15 protein-coding genes are annotated in these 16,327 nt (G+C 41.8%); 5 read left to right on the forward strand and 10 right to left on the reverse strand.

Annotated elements, in window-relative coordinates; genetic code table 11:
* Positions 1-3 precede the first annotated feature (3 nt).
* Both BEGALDRAFT_RS07650 and BEGALDRAFT_RS07655 read left to right on the forward strand, forming a co-directional pair.
* Entirely contained in the window at positions 4-2,316 is a 2,313-nt protein-coding gene (locus BEGALDRAFT_RS07650; RefSeq protein ID WP_002685372.1) for a chemotaxis protein CheA, read from the forward strand.
* Positions 2,313-2,810: a chemotaxis protein CheW gene (locus BEGALDRAFT_RS07655; protein WP_002685374.1), complete on the forward strand. Its 498-nt coding sequence runs from the start codon at positions 2,313-2,315 to the stop codon at positions 2,808-2,810. Before BEGALDRAFT_RS07650 ends, BEGALDRAFT_RS07655 begins: the two co-directional genes overlap by 4 nt.
* A gap of 418 nt (positions 2,811-3,228) precedes the next feature.
* Here the strand turns inward: BEGALDRAFT_RS07655 and BEGALDRAFT_RS07660 are convergent, their stop codons facing one another.
* The 6 genes from BEGALDRAFT_RS07660 to coq7 form a co-directional block, all read right to left on the reverse strand.
* The gene (locus BEGALDRAFT_RS07660) at positions 3,229-4,347 is read right to left on the reverse strand and encodes a homoserine kinase (RefSeq protein WP_002685376.1); all 1,119 of its coding nucleotides are present in this window, start codon (positions 4,345-4,347) and stop codon (positions 3,229-3,231) included.
* Between the two features lie 53 nt (positions 4,348-4,400).
* Complete coding sequence (locus BEGALDRAFT_RS07665; RefSeq protein ID WP_002685378.1) at positions 4,401-4,769, reverse strand: DUF2782 domain-containing protein; 369 nt, start codon at positions 4,767-4,769, stop codon at positions 4,401-4,403.
* A 14-nt stretch (positions 4,770-4,783) separates the two neighbouring features.
* The gene (locus tag BEGALDRAFT_RS07670) at positions 4,784-5,506 is read right to left on the reverse strand and encodes an LOG family protein (protein WP_002685380.1); all 723 of its coding nucleotides are present in this window, start codon (positions 5,504-5,506) and stop codon (positions 4,784-4,786) included.
* A gap of 475 nt (positions 5,507-5,981) precedes the next feature.
* Complete coding sequence (locus BEGALDRAFT_RS07680) at positions 5,982-6,572, reverse strand: YqeG family HAD IIIA-type phosphatase (protein WP_002685382.1); 591 nt, start codon at positions 6,570-6,572, stop codon at positions 5,982-5,984.
* Positions 6,573-6,604: 32 nt separating this feature from the next.
* Positions 6,605-6,916, reverse strand: coding sequence for a hypothetical protein (locus BEGALDRAFT_RS07685; RefSeq protein ID WP_002685384.1), 312 nt, complete (start codon positions 6,914-6,916; stop codon positions 6,605-6,607).
* Between the two features lie 7 nt (positions 6,917-6,923).
* Positions 6,924-7,568 (reverse strand): 2-polyprenyl-3-methyl-6-methoxy-1,4-benzoquinone monooxygenase, encoded by a 645-nt coding sequence (gene coq7, locus BEGALDRAFT_RS07690; protein WP_002685386.1) that lies wholly within the window; start codon positions 7,566-7,568, stop codon positions 6,924-6,926.
* Between the two features lie 184 nt (positions 7,569-7,752).
* Between coq7 and BEGALDRAFT_RS07695 the strand changes: the two genes are divergently transcribed.
* Genes BEGALDRAFT_RS07695 through BEGALDRAFT_RS07705 form a run of 3 tightly spaced genes read left to right on the forward strand, consistent with a single transcriptional unit; the run spans position 7,753 to position 11,469 of the window.
* Positions 7,753-10,098, forward strand: a complete 2,346-nt coding sequence (locus BEGALDRAFT_RS07695) for a methyl-accepting chemotaxis protein (protein WP_002685388.1) — start codon at positions 7,753-7,755, stop codon at positions 10,096-10,098.
* Positions 10,099-10,123: 25 nt separating this feature from the next.
* Entirely contained in the window at positions 10,124-11,194 is a 1,071-nt protein-coding gene (gene mutY, locus BEGALDRAFT_RS07700; RefSeq protein WP_002685390.1) for an A/G-specific adenine glycosylase, read from the forward strand.
* Positions 11,191-11,469 carry an oxidative damage protection protein gene (locus BEGALDRAFT_RS07705; RefSeq protein ID WP_002685392.1) on the forward strand — a complete coding sequence of 93 codons (279 nt, stop codon included), beginning with the start codon at positions 11,191-11,193 and terminating at the stop codon, positions 11,467-11,469. The genes mutY and BEGALDRAFT_RS07705 overlap by 4 nt, the downstream gene beginning before the upstream one ends.
* Before the next feature lie 708 nt (positions 11,470-12,177).
* On the opposite strand, the gene BEGALDRAFT_RS07710 is transcribed toward BEGALDRAFT_RS07705, so the two are convergent.
* The 4 genes from BEGALDRAFT_RS07710 to BEGALDRAFT_RS07725 form a co-directional block, all read right to left on the reverse strand.
* Positions 12,178-12,771, reverse strand: a complete 594-nt coding sequence (locus BEGALDRAFT_RS07710) for a hypothetical protein (protein ID WP_157237563.1) — start codon at positions 12,769-12,771, stop codon at positions 12,178-12,180.
* Between the two features lie 39 nt (positions 12,772-12,810).
* A complete protein-coding gene (gene ppdK, locus BEGALDRAFT_RS07715) occupies positions 12,811-15,594 on the reverse strand; it encodes a pyruvate, phosphate dikinase (RefSeq protein WP_002685397.1) in 2,784 nt (927 codons plus the stop codon).
* Between the two features lie 162 nt (positions 15,595-15,756).
* Positions 15,757-15,990 (reverse strand): DUF4351 domain-containing protein, encoded by a 234-nt coding sequence (locus tag BEGALDRAFT_RS07720; protein WP_050978424.1) that lies wholly within the window; start codon positions 15,988-15,990, stop codon positions 15,757-15,759.
* A gap of 78 nt (positions 15,991-16,068) precedes the next feature.
* Positions 16,069-16,272 carry a hypothetical protein gene (locus tag BEGALDRAFT_RS07725; RefSeq protein WP_002685398.1) on the reverse strand — a complete coding sequence of 68 codons (204 nt, stop codon included), beginning with the start codon at positions 16,270-16,272 and terminating at the stop codon, positions 16,069-16,071.
* Positions 16,273-16,327 lie beyond the last annotated feature (55 nt).

Here is a 16,327-nt window from a genome sequence, read left to right on the forward strand (position 1 = left end):
ATCATGGCAATAGACATGACAGAAGTACGCCAATTATTTTTCGAGGAAAGCTTTGAAAGTCTCGACACCATGGAAGCAAACTTACTCGATTTAGATATTGGTATTGTTGATACGGAGTTAATTAATAGTATTTTCCGCGTGGCGCATTCGATTAAAGGTGGCGCGGGTATTTTTAAATTTGAACAAGTTGTACAGTTTGCTCACACGGCAGAAACGTTACTTGATAGCTTACGTACTAATCAACGTTGGGTAACTCAAGAAACAATAGATGTTTTACTACAAGCGGTTGACATCCTGCGTATGATGCTCACCCGCTTAAAAGAAAATATCAGTTATAACGAAACGGATTTACAAGCTATTCAAGAGGCTCAACTGAGTTTAGAAACTATGTTGAAAGTGCCTCAACCAATAATTGTCCCAACCCTTAGCAACATAGAAGCAACAATAGTAGAAGCAGAAAACACCGCCCCGCCCGCTTCATCTCTCTTAACAACATCCGTTGTCGCGCCTATTGTCACCGAAAATAAAACATCCCCTCAGATAAAAGGCTGGCGCATTGTTTTTAAACCGCATTCAGACTTACTGAAAACAGGTAATGATCCTGTTAATCTTTTTCGTGAACTTGCAACACTTGGGCGCATTGAAATACAGGTTAATACTGAACAATTACCGCCCTTTGTAAACCTAGACCCTAAACAATGTTATCTAAGTTGGACATTAACACTCTACGGTGATATTCCTCGCACGGCTATCGATGAAATTTTCGAATGGGTAGAAGGTGATTGTTATCTGGAAATTACAGCACTCGACGCGCTTTCCTCTGCAACAACATCAAGTGCAAGCGATAGGGGACAAAGCAGTGATGAATCTTCTATAACGACCAATGATATAGAAGCAGTATCTGTCGTACAAAAAACAGAGCCAGTCATTAAACTTATCGACGAGCTTGAGGCGGTTTCTAGCAATCTAAACCAGCTACCGCAAGCAGACACTAATACCTCGCAAGCGATTAATCTACCCAATTTAGACCCTGAAGAGCTTGAAGAGTTTCCCATTGAAAAAAAGAAAAACCGCGATAACACTCGTAACGCATCAGGCAATGATAATTCAATCCGTGTCAGCATCGACAAAATTGATGCACTTATCAATATGGTGGGAGAATTAGTAATAACCCAATCTATGCTTGATCAAATTGGAGAGAATTTTGACCCCTCTAAACTCACCCAATTGCGCGATGGACTGACTCAATTAGAACGTAACACCCGCGAACTACAAGAAAGTGTCATGCGCATTCGCATGTTACCTATCAGTTATTCTTTTAATCGCTTTCCCCGTTTGGTGCATGACCTGAGCGTACAACTGAATAAAAAAGTAGAACTTAAACTCTCAGGCGAAAATACAGAACTTGATAAAACGGTTCTTGAAAAAATGAATGACCCACTGGTTCACCTTGTCCGCAACGCCCTAGACCACGGCATAGAATCTCCTGCTCAACGGCTGGAACTTGGCAAACCTGAAACAGGCATTCTACACCTACATGCCTATCACCAAAGTGGCAATATTATCATTCAAATCAGCGATGATGGAGCAGGCTTTGACCTGAAAAAAATCCATCAAAAAGCGATAAAACTAGGATTGATAGACCCTAAAGAAACCCCAACAGCAGAAGAACTCTATGAATTTATTTTTCACCCAGGGCTTTCTACCAGCGACCAGATTAATGATGTTTCAGGGCGTGGTGTGGGGATGGATGTGGTTCGACGCAATATTCGCATGTTAGGCGGTAGCATTGATATCCGCTCGGAACAAAACAAAGGCACTATATTCACCATTCGTTTACCGCTCACCCTCGCTATTCTGGATGGACAACTGGTGAAAGTTGGGCAAGAAATTTATATCCTCTCCCTGCTTTCCATTATTGAATCGCTACATATCAATAAAAAACTGGTGAGTAGTCTTGCAGGACAAGCCGAAGTTTATAAACTCCGTGATGACTATATTCCCATTGTTCGCCTCTACTCACTTTTTAATATTCAAACGGATATTACAGATTTAGACAAAGGCTTATTAGTCATTGTAGAAGGAGAAGGACAAAAAATTGGACTTTTCGTTGACGAATTACTTTCGCAACAACAAATTGTCATCAAAAGCCTAGAAAGTAATTACAAACAAGTGGAAGGTGTTTCTGGTGCAACCATACTTGGTAATGGGAGTGTTGCCCTTATCATTGATATTGCAGGACTGATACGCCTTTTTCATCAGCAAACAGCCTTCCCCCGAATTCGCCCACGCATCACGCAGGAACTGATGACATGAACGAAGAAAAAAAGCAGGTTATTAATAAATATTTAACTTTCGTTCTTGCTACAGAAGAATATGCCGTTGATATTCTTCGCGTGCAAGAAATCAAAGGCTGGACAAAAGTAACCAGTATTCCTAATACACCTAACTATATTTGTGGTGTTATCAACTTACGTGGGCTTATTGTTCCTATCATAGACTTACGCCTGCGGTTTGGTTTAGAACGTCAAGAATATGGCTTAATGACAGTTGTCGTTGTGCTTAAGGTCTTATCCTCAGGACGAGAACGCACCATGGGCATTGTGGTCGATGCCGTTTCTGATGTGTACGATATTGCTGAAAGTGATATTAAACCGCCTCCTGATTTTGGCAGTGTTATCAGCATCGAATTTGTAAAAGGACTCGCCACTGTTGGTGAAAAAATGGTGATTCTTCTTGATATTGATAAATTATTAAACTCTCAAGAATTAGCCATTATTGAAAATGTGAGCCATCACCATCCTGCTTAAACATCCGCCCATGCAGAAAAATTAAGACCTGTTAGGTTTTGAAAACCTAGCAGGTCTTTTTTTTGTCTGAATCGGGATTCACAGGATTTTCAGGAGATGCCGAGGACTGGCAGTCCTAAATTTAAATCACTTTATGATAATCTGAGTTCTGCGAGTTTATTTTAAAAAGACAACAGCTTGTCTGAATCAGAATTCACAGAATTTTCAGAATTAGCAGAATTAAAAAGCGTGATTCGCATTAATTTCTTGGTTTAAGGGTTTTAAATCCTGAAAATCCTGATTCAGACAAGGTTTTAATCTTGTCTGGTGAAACCTTTTCACGTGTTCCGACAGACCTGCTAGGTTTTCAAAACCTAGCAGGTATCTGTTTTATTTTATAAATCTCGCCGAACTCACGTTTATGATACGTTTACTATACTTAATGGCTTTCACGCCCAATCACTTCTGCACCGTTTGGATTGACACTGTGACAGAACCACCAACTATAAACTTGTTCCCGTTCATTTAAGGCTTTATGAATTTCATAACCTGCGTGGTTTGCCTCCTCCATTGACCCCGTCATCACATACATTGTAGGGCCTGAGCCACTAATCCCGAGGGCATAACGTGGGCTTTCAGGATTATCTGCATTTAAAGCCTGTACAACTTGTTTTGCAGTGCTATAGCCCTTGATATGCTGCCCACGGATAGGCTCAATAATGGTATTGGTTGCATGTTTCAATAATAAGCCTAAATCTTGACTCATCAGCGCACGCATCACTTCCATCTTATGGTCTCCCGCAGACTCTGCGACTTGCCAACCGACGGTTTTATCTTTTAACACAGCCGTCATGTGTGAAGTGCTGATTGCAAAATCAGGCGTAATTGTAACAACATGCAAATTAGGCGGGCAGTTGAGCGCGAGGACATTGGGGCTATCACCAACACTGGGCGGAATATAAATTAAATCCCCTTTCACCACGAGGGGGGCGACGTTATCGAAGAAAATTCGCCCTGCTGCAATCCGTTCACCTTCCGCAGCTAAACGGAGTAAGCGACGTTGTCCATCTGAACTATCCGCAATGGGAGAACCATATAAGGCATCAATACCGATAACAATGGCTGCACTAGAGGCACTACCGCCTAATCCTAACCCTGTTTGCCCATTGGGTGTATGGATAATGATGGTAATGCGGAAACCATCTTCAATGGGTCTTTCGCTTAACGTTGCAATTTGTTGACAAGTGGCTTGGGTCAATAAGCGCACAACGTCTTTTTCTGGATGGCGATTGATTTCATCTAACAATTGGCTAAATGTCACAGGGTCATCCCAAAAACCATCTGCATCACATTTACGCACTAGAATATCGAGTTCAATAAGCCCTTTTTTACCTGATAAACGTTCTATTTGCATCCAATTACCAGGCCCACCTTCTGCGTCATATGCACCCAGCGGAGGGCGACGGCAAAGTTTGCCTGCACGGTCAAACAATCCGCCAAAGTTGGCAATTTGTGCGGGGGCTATCATGGTTATTTTGTTGTAAATGAGTTTCGACATAAATCCTCAAGTTGTCAGGCGTGAATACAGGTGTTTATCAGGCGGTGCATGATTTACCAAGAGAATAAAATCCATTGATTGAGATGATTATTTTCATCAAGTGCAAAACGATTTGTTTCTAGTACACCATCCCCATCCATATCAAGTAGGTAGTAAGCAGGCCCTACTTGCGGGGTAACTTTGACCATCGTCAATTGTCCATTAACACGGTATTCTTGAATAGTTTTCTCAGCTTGACGAATAATTGTTACTTCTGGCTCTATACGCTCGATAGGCTGGTCATTATTGACAGGAGGCATTGCTTCTGTGGGTGTTTTGGAGTTGCTGAGAATATTAGGAGGACTAGGCGCATCTTTATCAGCATGAACCACTCCCGACAAACAGAGCAGGAGAAGGAATAAATAGTTTATCTTACGCATCATAATATCCCTATCGTCTATAAATTGAATAAATCGGTTACTGTTTCGGCTTTTTCTGCACGTTTTTCGTAGTAATCAAAAATTGTTTTAACCACCATCTCCGCACTATCCACAATAGTGATGAGATTCATATCCTCTGGCGAAATGGTTCTATGTACTATCAGCGTATTATGCATCCAATCAATCAGACCTTGCCAATATTCACGACAAACAAGAATAATGGGGATACTTGGAATTTTATGCGTTTGTACAAGGGTCAACACTTCGGCAAGCTCATCGAGCGTGCCAAATCCACCAGGAAGCACAACATAAGCAGAAGAGTAGCGCACAAACATCACTTTGCGTGCAAAAAAGTGGCGAAAATTAAGGGCAATATCTTGGTAACTATTCGCTTTCTGTTCGTGAGGTAAGGTGATATTTAAGCCAATACTGGGAGAATGTCCCGCAAACGCGCCTTTATTGGCAGCCTCCATAATTCCAGGCCCTCCCCCACTAATAATGGCAAATCCAGCATCCGATAGCGATTTCGCAATCTCTTCTGCCATCTGACAGTAAGGATGTTCAGGGGGAAAACGTGCTGAACCGAATAACGTGACTGCGGGAACAACATCAGATAATTGCTCAAATCCCTCCAAAAATTCTGACATAATTTGTAGGATTCGCCATGCTTCTCGCCCTTGGGAAACATCACTGCGGTTAGAAAGTGGCGGACGCATGAGTGGCGTGGGGCGTTTTGTCATAACTTTAGTCTTACCTTTTTTTGAACGGCTATTTTTACAGCAAGATGATGACACAAGTATCTATCATCTGATTTTTAACCTGAGTTTTACGAGATTTATAAAACAAAATAGAGACCTACTAGGTTTTCAAAACTTAGTAGGTCTTTTTTTGTCTGAATCAGAGTTCACCGAATTTTCAGAATTAGCAGGATTAAAAAGCGTGATTCGCATTAATTTCTTGGTTTAAGGATTTTAAATTCTGTTAATTCTGAAAATCCTGATTCAGACAAGCTGTTGTCTTTTTAAAAGAAACTCGCAGAACTGGGGTTATTTTTACGTCTAAAACATAAAAATCTTGTCTCTATCATTGTGTCATAGTGTCAGGATTCTCACCTAATAGTTAGCATTATGATGATGAGAAAATTAGCGTTTTAGAGAATGGGAAGGGATTAAAACAGGTGATAAGAAACGATTTAATACGTTATTTTTAAATAATTTATAAATGGCTAAACCATTTAATCAAGCGTCGTTCAGCGACACGCAAGCCAATAAAAAAGAGTTCTTGAATAGGACGTTTTTTTAAATTGACATAAGGCTTAGAGATATAAGCAACCTGTACTTGTGCAATGCAGGCAGCAAGTACACCCGTTAACAGTCGGTCATCCACTAACATAATGCAGGTTGCAGGTTGCCCCGTTAACTGCATAATCATTTCTAATCCATCAGGATAAGGCTTTTTACGCACTTCTTTAATACAACGCACACCAAAATGATGTTGTTGAAAATATGCAATACGACTCGGTAACGGTTTATTAGATAAAATAAATATATGGTCTGCGCCGAAAACTTTAACACATTCATCTAACCATAGGCTTAAGCCTTGATTGGGATGATGTTCACCATGAGCGGCAAGAACGCCATCAAAATCTAAAACCAGCACATTAATGCCTTGTTCATGCAATTGTTGCGGAGAAATATCAGTAACACGACTGATTTTTTTAGGCGCGTTATTCACTTGCGCAAGCAAATGGCGATGATGGCGCAACATCGCCACGCTGTAATACATTCGAGTAAAAAAACGCATCATGATAGCAAGCAGTCAGTGCAACAGTGAGAAAGTTAAAAAATGCGTCCAAAACGGGTGCGCGTTAGCTTACGACATTCTTCTTCAGTCTGTTCTTTTGACTCAATACATTGTCTTTCAAACTCTTTTGCTTCTGCGCGGGCTTTTTCTACCGCTTTTCGTGTTGCCTCTGCTTGAGCACGTGTTTGCGCATTGATAGCTTCTTGTCGTTCAAAGCGGTCAATCGTAACTTGGCGTTCTGTTTCGCTCATCTGTTCCCACTGTTCCGCAGGCACGCCATAAATCGCACGACTGCACGCCGTTAAAAGACTAAGCAAGCACAGTACGCCAAAAATCGCTTTAGTCATAACTGATTTACACCCAATAAGCTGTGCTTGTCATTATTTTAGCGGTAACTTTCATTACCATACGCACTGGCATGGGTAAAGGCACGCCACCTGCTTCTAATGCAATCGTTGCATGATGCGCTTCATCTTGTTTCATCTGTTCCAAAATGGCACGACTTTTCTGATCATCTGGTGGCAATGCTTGCAAATGCTCGTCTAAATGCGCAATCACCTGTTTTTCAGTTTCAGCAACAAAACCCAGACTCCATTTATCCCCAACAGCACCCGCAACAGCACCAATAGTAAACGAACCAATATACCAAAGTGGATTTAAAACACTGGTATTACCGCCTAATGCCTGAATACGCTTTTCACACCACAATAAATGATCATTTTCCTCAACAGCGGACTGATGCATACTGTCACGAACTTGTTGAGCGTGAGCGGTCAAGGCTTGCCCTTGATATAAAGCTTGTGCAGCGATTTCTCCTGCATGATTCACCCGCATTAAACGGATAGATAATTGCTTATCTGCATCGCTTAAGCTGGTTTCCTCAACTTGTCGCGCTGGATTTTTACGATGTGTTCCTTGCGGTTCAGCAAAAACAGTTCGCAAACCTTTATCAAAACTATTGATTAATTTATCAATTGGGGAAAGTTGTGGTTTCATCATATGTTATGCCTGACGTTGAAGACGTTGCATTTAACCTATAGTTTGTACGATTGAATAATTGCAAAGCTAGCGATACATCAATAGATGAAGAGAAGCAGCTCCACACGTATTATGATAACCCGTCATTGAACGATTGATGACTACTCTTTATTCTGAATAACCGCCATATGATGAGGATAGCCTTATGTTTTCCCTTGCCTATTTTAAAACGATTAAAACACAATTTAGCAGCGTCTTGTTCTTACTCATCATCATCTTTCTGCTCATTGCGGGAATTACTTATCGGGAAACGGGCAATGTTAATGAACAGTGGAATCATTTTCAAACTTATGTTGCACAACGTATGTATTATTTAGAAGAAATTCGTACCCACTTAGGCTATGGGGGAATGATTCATCATTTTAAAAATTTAGTGTTACGCAAACAGACAAAATATGTGACAGGGTTTAACGAATCTTTTAACAAATTACAAACAATCCTGACACAGTATAGACAATTACCCGATGTAACCCCAGACGAATTAAAGTTTTTAGAAGAAGTTCAAAAAGTTGCAAACGCATATCAACAAAATTTACAAATTGTCATTGAAATGGGGCAAGCAGAACAGTCTATTGCCGACATTGATGCTACTGTAAAAGTTGACGATACCCCTGCATTAACCGCCCTAGACCAATTAGACCGATTTTATAAAGTACTAGCACAAGAAGAGACAACAGTTTTAGAAAAAATTTTATTACGCAGCCGCATCAGTATTATTGCAACCGTCTTTATTACCCTATGTTTACTTATTCCGCTGATGCTAACGTTAAGCCGACGGGTCATACAAGGCTTATCCAATGCCATCACAGTTGCTGACCACATTGCCAACGGAAAATTAGACAATCAAATTAAAATCACACATGAAAATGAAATTGGGCAACTCTCTCGAGCACTCGCCCATATGCAACAACAACTACAAGAACGCATCACAAAAGATAAAAGAATCGCTGAAGAAGCCTTACGCATTACCAGTGCTTTAGATAATGTTACAACAGCCGTTTTAATTGCCGATAACCATTACAAACTGATTTACAGCAACCACGCTGCTACCCGACTATTTACCCAAGAAACCCAACGTATTCGGAAAGACCCTTATTTTCAATCTTTTAATGCGGAAAACTTAGTAGGACAACCCATCGATATTTTTTACCACGACCCCGAAAAACAACGCGCATTAGAAGCCGCATTAATCAGCAGTCATCGATTTACCCTAACAATGGGCGAAACCCGTTTAGACACCTACTTAACCCCTGTTATCAACACACAAGGCAAACGTTTAGGCACAGTCGCCGAATTTAACAACATCACTGAACAATTACTAATGGAACAAGAAATTAATGCCGTCATTCATGCAGCAACACAAGGCGATTTTCAACAACGCATTAATTTAGAAGGTAAAACAGGATTTCTAAAAATCGTCAGCGAGAGCTTAAACCAAATTATCACGGTCAATCAACAAGCTGTACAAGACACCATGCGCGTTTTTGCCGCCCTTGCGAAAGGAGATTTAACCCAAAGCGTACAAACCAACTATGTAGGCGCATTTGCACAACTACGCACAGATGCAAATGCAACCGTACAAAAATTAACAGATGTCATCTGCATGATACGCACCAGCGCAGACACGGTAAACAAAGCCACTGAAGAACTCTCCGAAGGCACAATAAGCTTAAGCCAACGCACAGAACAACAAGCCGCCTCATTAGAAGAAACCGCCGCCAGCATGGAAGAAATGACAAGCACTGTCCAACAAAATGCAGACAACGCCTATCAAGCAACCCAATTAGCAACCGTTGCCCGTCAAAAAGCGGAACTTGGCGGAGAAGTTGTCGGCGAAGCAATTAAAGCCATGAATGCGATTAATCAAAGTAGCCAACAAATTACCGACATTATTGGCGTTATTGATGATATCGCTTTCCAAACCAACCTATTAGCCCTAAATGCTGCCGTAGAAGCCGCCCGTGCAGGCGAACAAGGACGCGGATTTGCGGTTGTTGCAACTGAAGTACGTAACCTTGCCCAACGCAGCGCGGCGGCCGCAAAAGAAATAAAAGCCTTAATCCGCGATAGCGTTGTTAAAGTCACAGAAGGCGGGCGTTTAGTCAACCAATCAGGCGAAACCCTCACCGATATTGTCAACGCGGTTAAAAAAGTCAGCGACATCATTGCCGAAATATCAGCCGCCAGCCAAGAACAATCCGCAGGTATTCATCAAGTCAACAAAGCAGTGAGCCAAATGGACGAAATGACCCAACAAAATGCCTCACTGGTAGAAGAATCCACCTCAACCAGTCAATCACTGATGGAACAAGTACGCGCCTTAAAACAACAAGTCAGCTTTTTCAAAGTTGCAAAAACCCTTACATCACCACCGACACAAACGCCTACCCCCACCACCACAAAACCTAAAACCCCATCAACACAACATCGAGCGATGCAAAAAGATTTACACCCACACGCAACAAAAAATAGCGAATGGAAAGACTTCTAATTCTTAACATATTCCACTCAACCTTATGCACCCGCACGACACCTTTAGCCAACACCTACTAGCTTGGTTTGAACAAGCAGGACGCAAAAATTTAGCATGGCAACAAAACCCCACCGCTTACCGAGTGTGGGTTTCCGAAATCATGTTACAACAAACCCAAGTTACAACCGTGATTCCCTACTACGAACGCTTTATGCAACGTTTCCCAACCATACACGACCTAGCCAATGCACCACTAGACGAAGTGCTACACCACTGGACAGGACTTGGCTACTACGCCCGCGCTCGCCATCTACACAAAACCGCCCAAACCCTCTGCGAACACTATCAAGGCGAATTCCCCAACACACTAGAAGCCATGCAAGCTCTATCAGGAATTGGTCGCTCAACGGCAGGCGCAATTCTGGCACTCTCCCAAGGACAACGGCAAACCATTCTTGACGGCAATGTAAAAAGGGTACTCTGTCGCTACCACGCGATACCCAATCCCCCAACCGATAGCCAAACCATCGCCCAACTCTGGCAACTAGCAGAACAACACACCCCAAATATCCAAGTTGCAAACTATACCCAAGCCATCATGGACTTAGGCGCGACCGTTTGCACACGGACAAAACCCGCTTGTCAAACCTGCCCCGTACAAGCAGACTGTCTCGCCTATCAACAAGGTAATCCAACGGCTTACCCAGTTCGCAAACCCAGCAAAACCTTACCGACGAAAAACACGATCTTTTTAATTATTCAACGTCCTGACGGATGCGTCTTACTCCAACAACGACCACAAACAGGCATCTGGGGTGGTTTATGGGCATTTCCTGAATGCACACAACTAAAAGAAGTAGAAACATGGATGAAAACCCAGCTACAACTAGACAACTATCAAATAAAGCAAGGAACTAACCTCAAACACACCTTTACCCATTTTCATTTAGAGATTACGCCCCTATATCTACTGATTAATCAAACACCACCGACCATATCACTTTTGCATACCTGCTGGTACGATTTGTATAACCCACCCACTATAGGGCTTGCCACGCCTGTGGTAAAATTTTTAAAACAATTAGCGAAAACGACAGGAGCATTGTTACTATGACACGCACCGTTTTTTGTGCAAAATTAGGTAAGGAAGCCGAAGGGTTAAAAGTCCCGCCTTATCCTGGTGAATTAGGCAAACGGATTTTTAACCATACCTCACAAGAAGCATGGCAATTATGGTTAAGACACCAAACGATGTTAATTAACGAATACCGCTTGTCCCCTGTAGATCCACAAGCGCGTAAGATGTTAGAAGAAGAAATGGAACGCTTTTTATTTAGCGGCGAAGTAAAACCACCAGAGGGCTATGTCCCCCCGAAAGAATCTGTATAAAAAATTAACAAACTGATAATTTTATTATTCAGCATGTTAAATATAAAACCTGCTAGATTTTCAAAATCTAGCAGGTTTTTTTTGTCTGAATCAGAATTAACAGAATTTTCAGAATTAGCAGAATTAGCAGAATTAGCAGAATTAAAAAGATTTACTCAAACCTGAGTTCGGCGATATTTATAAAATAAAACAGATACCTGCTAGGTTTTTAAAACCTAGCAGGTCTTTTTTTGTCTGAATCAGAATTCACAGAATTCACAGAATTTTCAGAATTAGCAGAATTAAAAACATAATTTTTTATTCTTTTAATTTTCTTGTCTTTTTAATTCTGAAAATTCTGTTAATTCTGAAAATTCTGATTCAGACAATCTTTTAATCCTGAAAATCCTGATTCAGACAAACTGTTGTCTTTTTAAAAGAAACTCGCCGAACTCAGGTTACTCAAGTTAGTTTTTTGGTTTAAGGGGTTTAAATTCTGTTAATTCTGAAAATCCTGATTCAAACAATCTTTTCATCTTGTCTGGTCAATCCGATTCGTGTGTTCCAACAAACCTGCTAGGTTTTCAAAACCTAGCAGGTCTCTGTTTTACTTTATAAAACTCGCCAAACTCAGGTTGAGGTAATTGCGGAGATAGACCAGTTTTAGACCACATGAGTTATATTTGCCACATTTACTGATTAAAAAATAATTACTTATCTTGCTTTCTTTTAAGAGTTTCCGATAGGTTCTATACAAAGCGAACAAGGATATTTTCGTCCTGCAATTCTTTTCATAGTACAGAAAAGAACAGTCGTTTCATTGATTGTGAGTGTATTTAATTCTTTGTTAAATAAATCCCTTGCTAAAATTTCCATATTATTATTTTGATTAAGTAGTAACTCATAGTGAAAATATAAAATAAGAATTTCGTTTTCACTCAATGACCATTTTATAAGGTAATTCCAAAGAAAAAATTGAATGTGCCACTCTGCTAGTTTCATCTTATTTGTCCATAAGAATTGTTTCACTAGAGATTTTGCAACAGGAATTGAAAGTGATTTACTGTTTTTTCTGCATAAAAAAATGTCTTGATGAGAAGTAAGAAAAATTTTTTGCTGTTCAGGTATTGCGTTATATGTTTCTTTGATAGTTGGAAGATGTGGCAAAAAAACGGTATATATATAAAAAACGAACATTATGCTTATCAGTATAGATAATAAGTATAAGAAAAGTAAAAAATTTTTCAATAAAGCAAATACAAAACGCATAGGCTTTAATGTATTAAACATCATCAGACTCACATGATTAATGTGACGCAACATGCATTCCCGCGCGGGAGCGCGGGAACGAGATGAAGGGATTTACCACTCAATCTGATACTTTTGCTCTAACAACTTCGCTTGTGCTGCTGCTAAACGCGCAATTGGCACACGGGGTGCGGAGCAAGAGACATAATCTAAACCGACATAGTGGCAGAAACGGATAGATTCAGGATGTCCGCCTTGTTCCCCACAAATCCCAATTTTCATATTGGGGCGGGTTTTCCGTCCGCGTTCTACCGTCATCGCCATCAATTGTCCTACCCCTTTTACGTCTAAAACTTCAAACGGGTTATCTTGTAAAACGCCTAAATTGGTGTAGTCAGGCAAGAATTTATTTTCTGCATCTTCGCGTGAAAATGAGAATGTTGCTTGCGTTAAATCATTCGTACCAAATGAGAAGAATTCGGCTAACTCTGCCAAACTCCCTGCCCGCATACATGCACGAACAACTTCAATCATCGTGCCGAACTTAAATTGTAAGGTTACATTTTGTTCAGCTTCCACCTGTGTGCGAATACCATCAATGAGCTTTTTCACGTGGGTAAGTTCTTGCGCGGTCGCAACTTGTGGCACCATGATTTCAACATTAACCGCGACTTTATCCTTTTGACAAACCGCAATGGCTTCAAAAATCGCACGGATTTGCATGGCGTAAATTTCAGGATAAGTAATCCCTAAACGCACACCCCGATGTCCTAGCATGGGGTTGACTTCGTGCAACTCGCGGGCTTTGCGTAACATTTGTTCTTTTTTGCTAATCGCATCGCTGACTAAATTAGCGTTAATGCTGTCAAAGGGCGCGGGAATAGTTTTTAATGCCCCGCCTTCGCGGTCACGCATGAAACGTGAGGCACTGGCTAAATGTTCTACACCTTTGGAGATGGCATAAAGTTCACGTAAATGGGCGATTTCGTCCAATAATTCGCGCTCAGTCGGTAGAAATTCGTGCATCGGTGGGTCAAGCAAGCGCACGGTGACAGGATGTGGGGCAAGAACTTTGAAGATTTCAGTAAAGTCAGCGCGTTGAATTGGTAAAAGTTGGTCAAGCGCAGTTTTTCGTTCTTGTGGGGTTTGCGCAAGAATCATTTCAACCACGATGGGCAGGCGGTCAGCCGCGTTAAACATGCGTTCAGTACGACATAAACCGATACCCATCGCGCCGTATTCAACGGCTTTGTTGGCGGCTTCGGGTGTATCGGCGTTTGCCATGACTTTCAAGCGGGCGATTTCATCCGCCCAACCGAGCAAGATTTTTAATTCTTGGGAGAATTTGGGCGGAATGGTGGGAATTGCGCCTAAATAGACTTTGCCCGTAGAGCCGTCGATGGTGATGATATCGCCTTCTTGAATGACGTTATCGCCAATAATCGCTTGGCGCAATTTGCTGTCGACGTGAATATTTTCCGCACCTGCAACGCAGGCTTTGCCCATGCTACGGGCGACAACGGCAGCGTGTGAGGTTTTTCCACCGCGACTGGTTAAAATCCCTTGGGCGGCGAAAAAGCCGTGAATGTCTTCGGGCTTGGTTTCTTCGCGCACTAAAATAATTTTTTCCCCTGATTTGCCTAATAATTCGGCTTGATCAGCGTCAAAAACGCATTTGCCAACCGCTGCACCAGGGGAGGCGGGAATGCCTTGCGCGACGGCGTGCGTGGTGCTGTCGGGGTCTAAACGGGGGTGTAATAGTTGTTCTAAGTGTTCAGGATTGACGCGGAGTAGGGCTTGTTCTTTGCTGATTAAGCCTTCTTTTTCCATTTCAACGGAGGTGCGGACTAAGGCGGTCGCATTCATTTTGCCGTTACGAGTTTGTAAGCAGTACAACACGCCTTTTTCAATGGTGTATTCGTAATCTTGGACTTCGTGGTAGTGGCTTTCGAGTTTGTGGCTGAGTTCGACCAGTTGGGCGTACAGCGCGGGCATTTCGTTTGCCATGTCTTGCACAGGTTTGGGGGTGCGTATCCCTGCGACTACGTCCTCGCCTTGTGCATTGACGAGATATTCGCCATACATTTGGTTTTCGCCCGTACCTGGATTGCGGGTAAAGCCGACCCCTGTCGCGCTGTCGTTGCCCATGTTGCCAAAGACCATAGCGACGACGTTCACGGCGGTGCCGTTGGCTTGTTCGGGGGTGATATTGAATTGACGACGGTAGTCAATCGCGCGTTTTCCTAGCCATGAGTTAAACACGGCTTTAATGGCAATTTCTAATTGTTCAAATACATCTTCAGGAAAGGGTCGCCCAGTTTTTTCTTGTACGACTTGTAAGAATAAGGCGCAGACTTCTTTTAAGTCTCTCGCGCTTAAGCTCACGTCGTCTTTAACCGCAGCACGGCGTTTAATTGCGTCTAGGTGTTTATCAAAGTGTTCATCGGCAACACCAAGCGCGACTTTTCCAAATAGTTGGATAAAACGGCGGTAAGCGTCATAGCCAAAACGTTCATTATCAGTTTGTTTAATTAAGCCTTGTAAGGTTTGGGAATTTAGACCTAGGTTTAAAATGGTATCCATCATCCCTGGCATGGAGATAGCAGAGCCAGAGCGGACGGAAACAAGCAGGGGATTGTCTGGATTACCAAAGCCTTTTTTAGTGGTTTGTTCTAAGGCTTGGATGTGTTGTTTAACTTCGTTAATAACCTCAGGCGGGAGAATGCGTTGTGGATTATCTAAATAGGTTAAGCAGGTTTCTGTGGTAATGACAAAACCTGGGGGAACATTTAAGCCGATTTGGGTCATTTCGCAGAGGTTCGCGCCTTTGCCACCAAGTAATTTTTTGTTTTTGCCATCGCCTTCGGTAAATGCGTAAACGTATTTTTTTGTTGTCATACGAGAGCCTTGCGTTATTGTTGTTTGTGGAGATAAAGGGGTTCGACAAACTTGCTTTTGAACCACGAAAGACACGAAAAACACGAAAAAAGACGGTTCGTGCTTTTCGTAAGTAATTATATTGATTGTTTTTGGTAAAGTGTAATGTGTGTTTTGGGTCTTTTATACATCAAAAATTTGTTCGATGTGTTGCGCGTCTAAAATGCGCAGTGTCCAGTTTTCAAGTTGTGATTTTGTCGCTTGTTGCAACTTTTCTGCAACCCATGGCGGAACGTGGGCAAAACGTTTTTCGAGCAGTAGTCGTAAAATCGTTTGAGCTTCTTCTTGTAAGCCTTCTTGTCGTAACATCCATTCTCGTCGTATTCCAGCCGTATTGAGAATTTCGTCATCGCTCATAAAAATCCTAATGACAAAGCAAATTTTCTAACGCTTAAAATAAAGGGCGAAATCGTTCGCCCTTTTTTAATAACTGACTTATTCAGTTTCTACATCATCAGGGTAGAATTCCTCCCCTGCGGCTAAGTCGTCTAAACCTAGCACAATTAAATCAGTAAATAAGGCATCTTTACCCTTTACTTCATCTGAGTTGACGCTGGTATAATCCGCGCCCCGTTGTGCGGCAACTTTTTCAAAGCGGGCAAGTACGTCATCGGGTAAATTGATTTGTATGGTTTTCATGTTTTCCATTCCTTGAAGCGTTTAATTACTAACCGTAATATTTTCACAGAATTAG

The organism is Beggiatoa alba B18LD (assembly GCF_000245015.1).
In the GTDB taxonomy this organism is placed as follows: Bacteria; Pseudomonadota; Gammaproteobacteria; order Beggiatoales; family Beggiatoaceae; genus Beggiatoa; species Beggiatoa alba.

Bases quoted from the DNA above. Each gene is read 5' to 3' on its own strand.
- BEGALDRAFT_RS07650 (WP_002685372.1), top strand. From the start codon at position 4: ATGGCAATAGACATGACAGAAGTACGCCAATTATTTTTCGAGGAAAGC.
- BEGALDRAFT_RS07655 (WP_002685374.1), top strand. From the start codon at position 2,313: ATGAACGAAGAAAAAAAGCAGGTTATTAATAAATATTTAACTTTCGTT.
- BEGALDRAFT_RS07660 (WP_002685376.1), bottom strand. From the start codon at position 4,347: ATGTCGAAACTCATTTACAACAAAATAACCATGATAGCCCCCGCACAA.
- BEGALDRAFT_RS07665 (WP_002685378.1), bottom strand. From the start codon at position 4,769: ATGATGCGTAAGATAAACTATTTATTCCTTCTCCTGCTCTGTTTGTCG.
- BEGALDRAFT_RS07670 (WP_002685380.1), bottom strand. From the start codon at position 5,506: ATGACAAAACGCCCCACGCCACTCATGCGTCCGCCACTTTCTAACCGC.
- BEGALDRAFT_RS07680 (WP_002685382.1), bottom strand. From the start codon at position 6,572: ATGATGCGTTTTTTTACTCGAATGTATTACAGCGTGGCGATGTTGCGC.
- BEGALDRAFT_RS07685 (WP_002685384.1), bottom strand. From the start codon at position 6,916: ATGACTAAAGCGATTTTTGGCGTACTGTGCTTGCTTAGTCTTTTAACG.
- coq7 (WP_002685386.1), bottom strand. From the start codon at position 7,568: ATGATGAAACCACAACTTTCCCCAATTGATAAATTAATCAATAGTTTT.
- BEGALDRAFT_RS07695 (WP_002685388.1), top strand. From the start codon at position 7,753: ATGTTTTCCCTTGCCTATTTTAAAACGATTAAAACACAATTTAGCAGC.
- mutY (WP_002685390.1), top strand. From the start codon at position 10,124: ATGCACCCGCACGACACCTTTAGCCAACACCTACTAGCTTGGTTTGAA.
- BEGALDRAFT_RS07705 (WP_002685392.1), top strand. From the start codon at position 11,191: ATGACACGCACCGTTTTTTGTGCAAAATTAGGTAAGGAAGCCGAAGGG.
- BEGALDRAFT_RS07710 (WP_157237563.1), bottom strand. From the start codon at position 12,771: ATGTTGCGTCACATTAATCATGTGAGTCTGATGATGTTTAATACATTA.
- ppdK (WP_002685397.1), bottom strand. From the start codon at position 15,594: ATGACAACAAAAAAATACGTTTACGCATTTACCGAAGGCGATGGCAAA.
- BEGALDRAFT_RS07720 (WP_050978424.1), bottom strand. From the start codon at position 15,990: ATGAGCGATGACGAAATTCTCAATACGGCTGGAATACGACGAGAATGG.
- BEGALDRAFT_RS07725 (WP_002685398.1), bottom strand. From the start codon at position 16,272: ATGAAAACCATACAAATCAATTTACCCGATGACGTACTTGCCCGCTTT.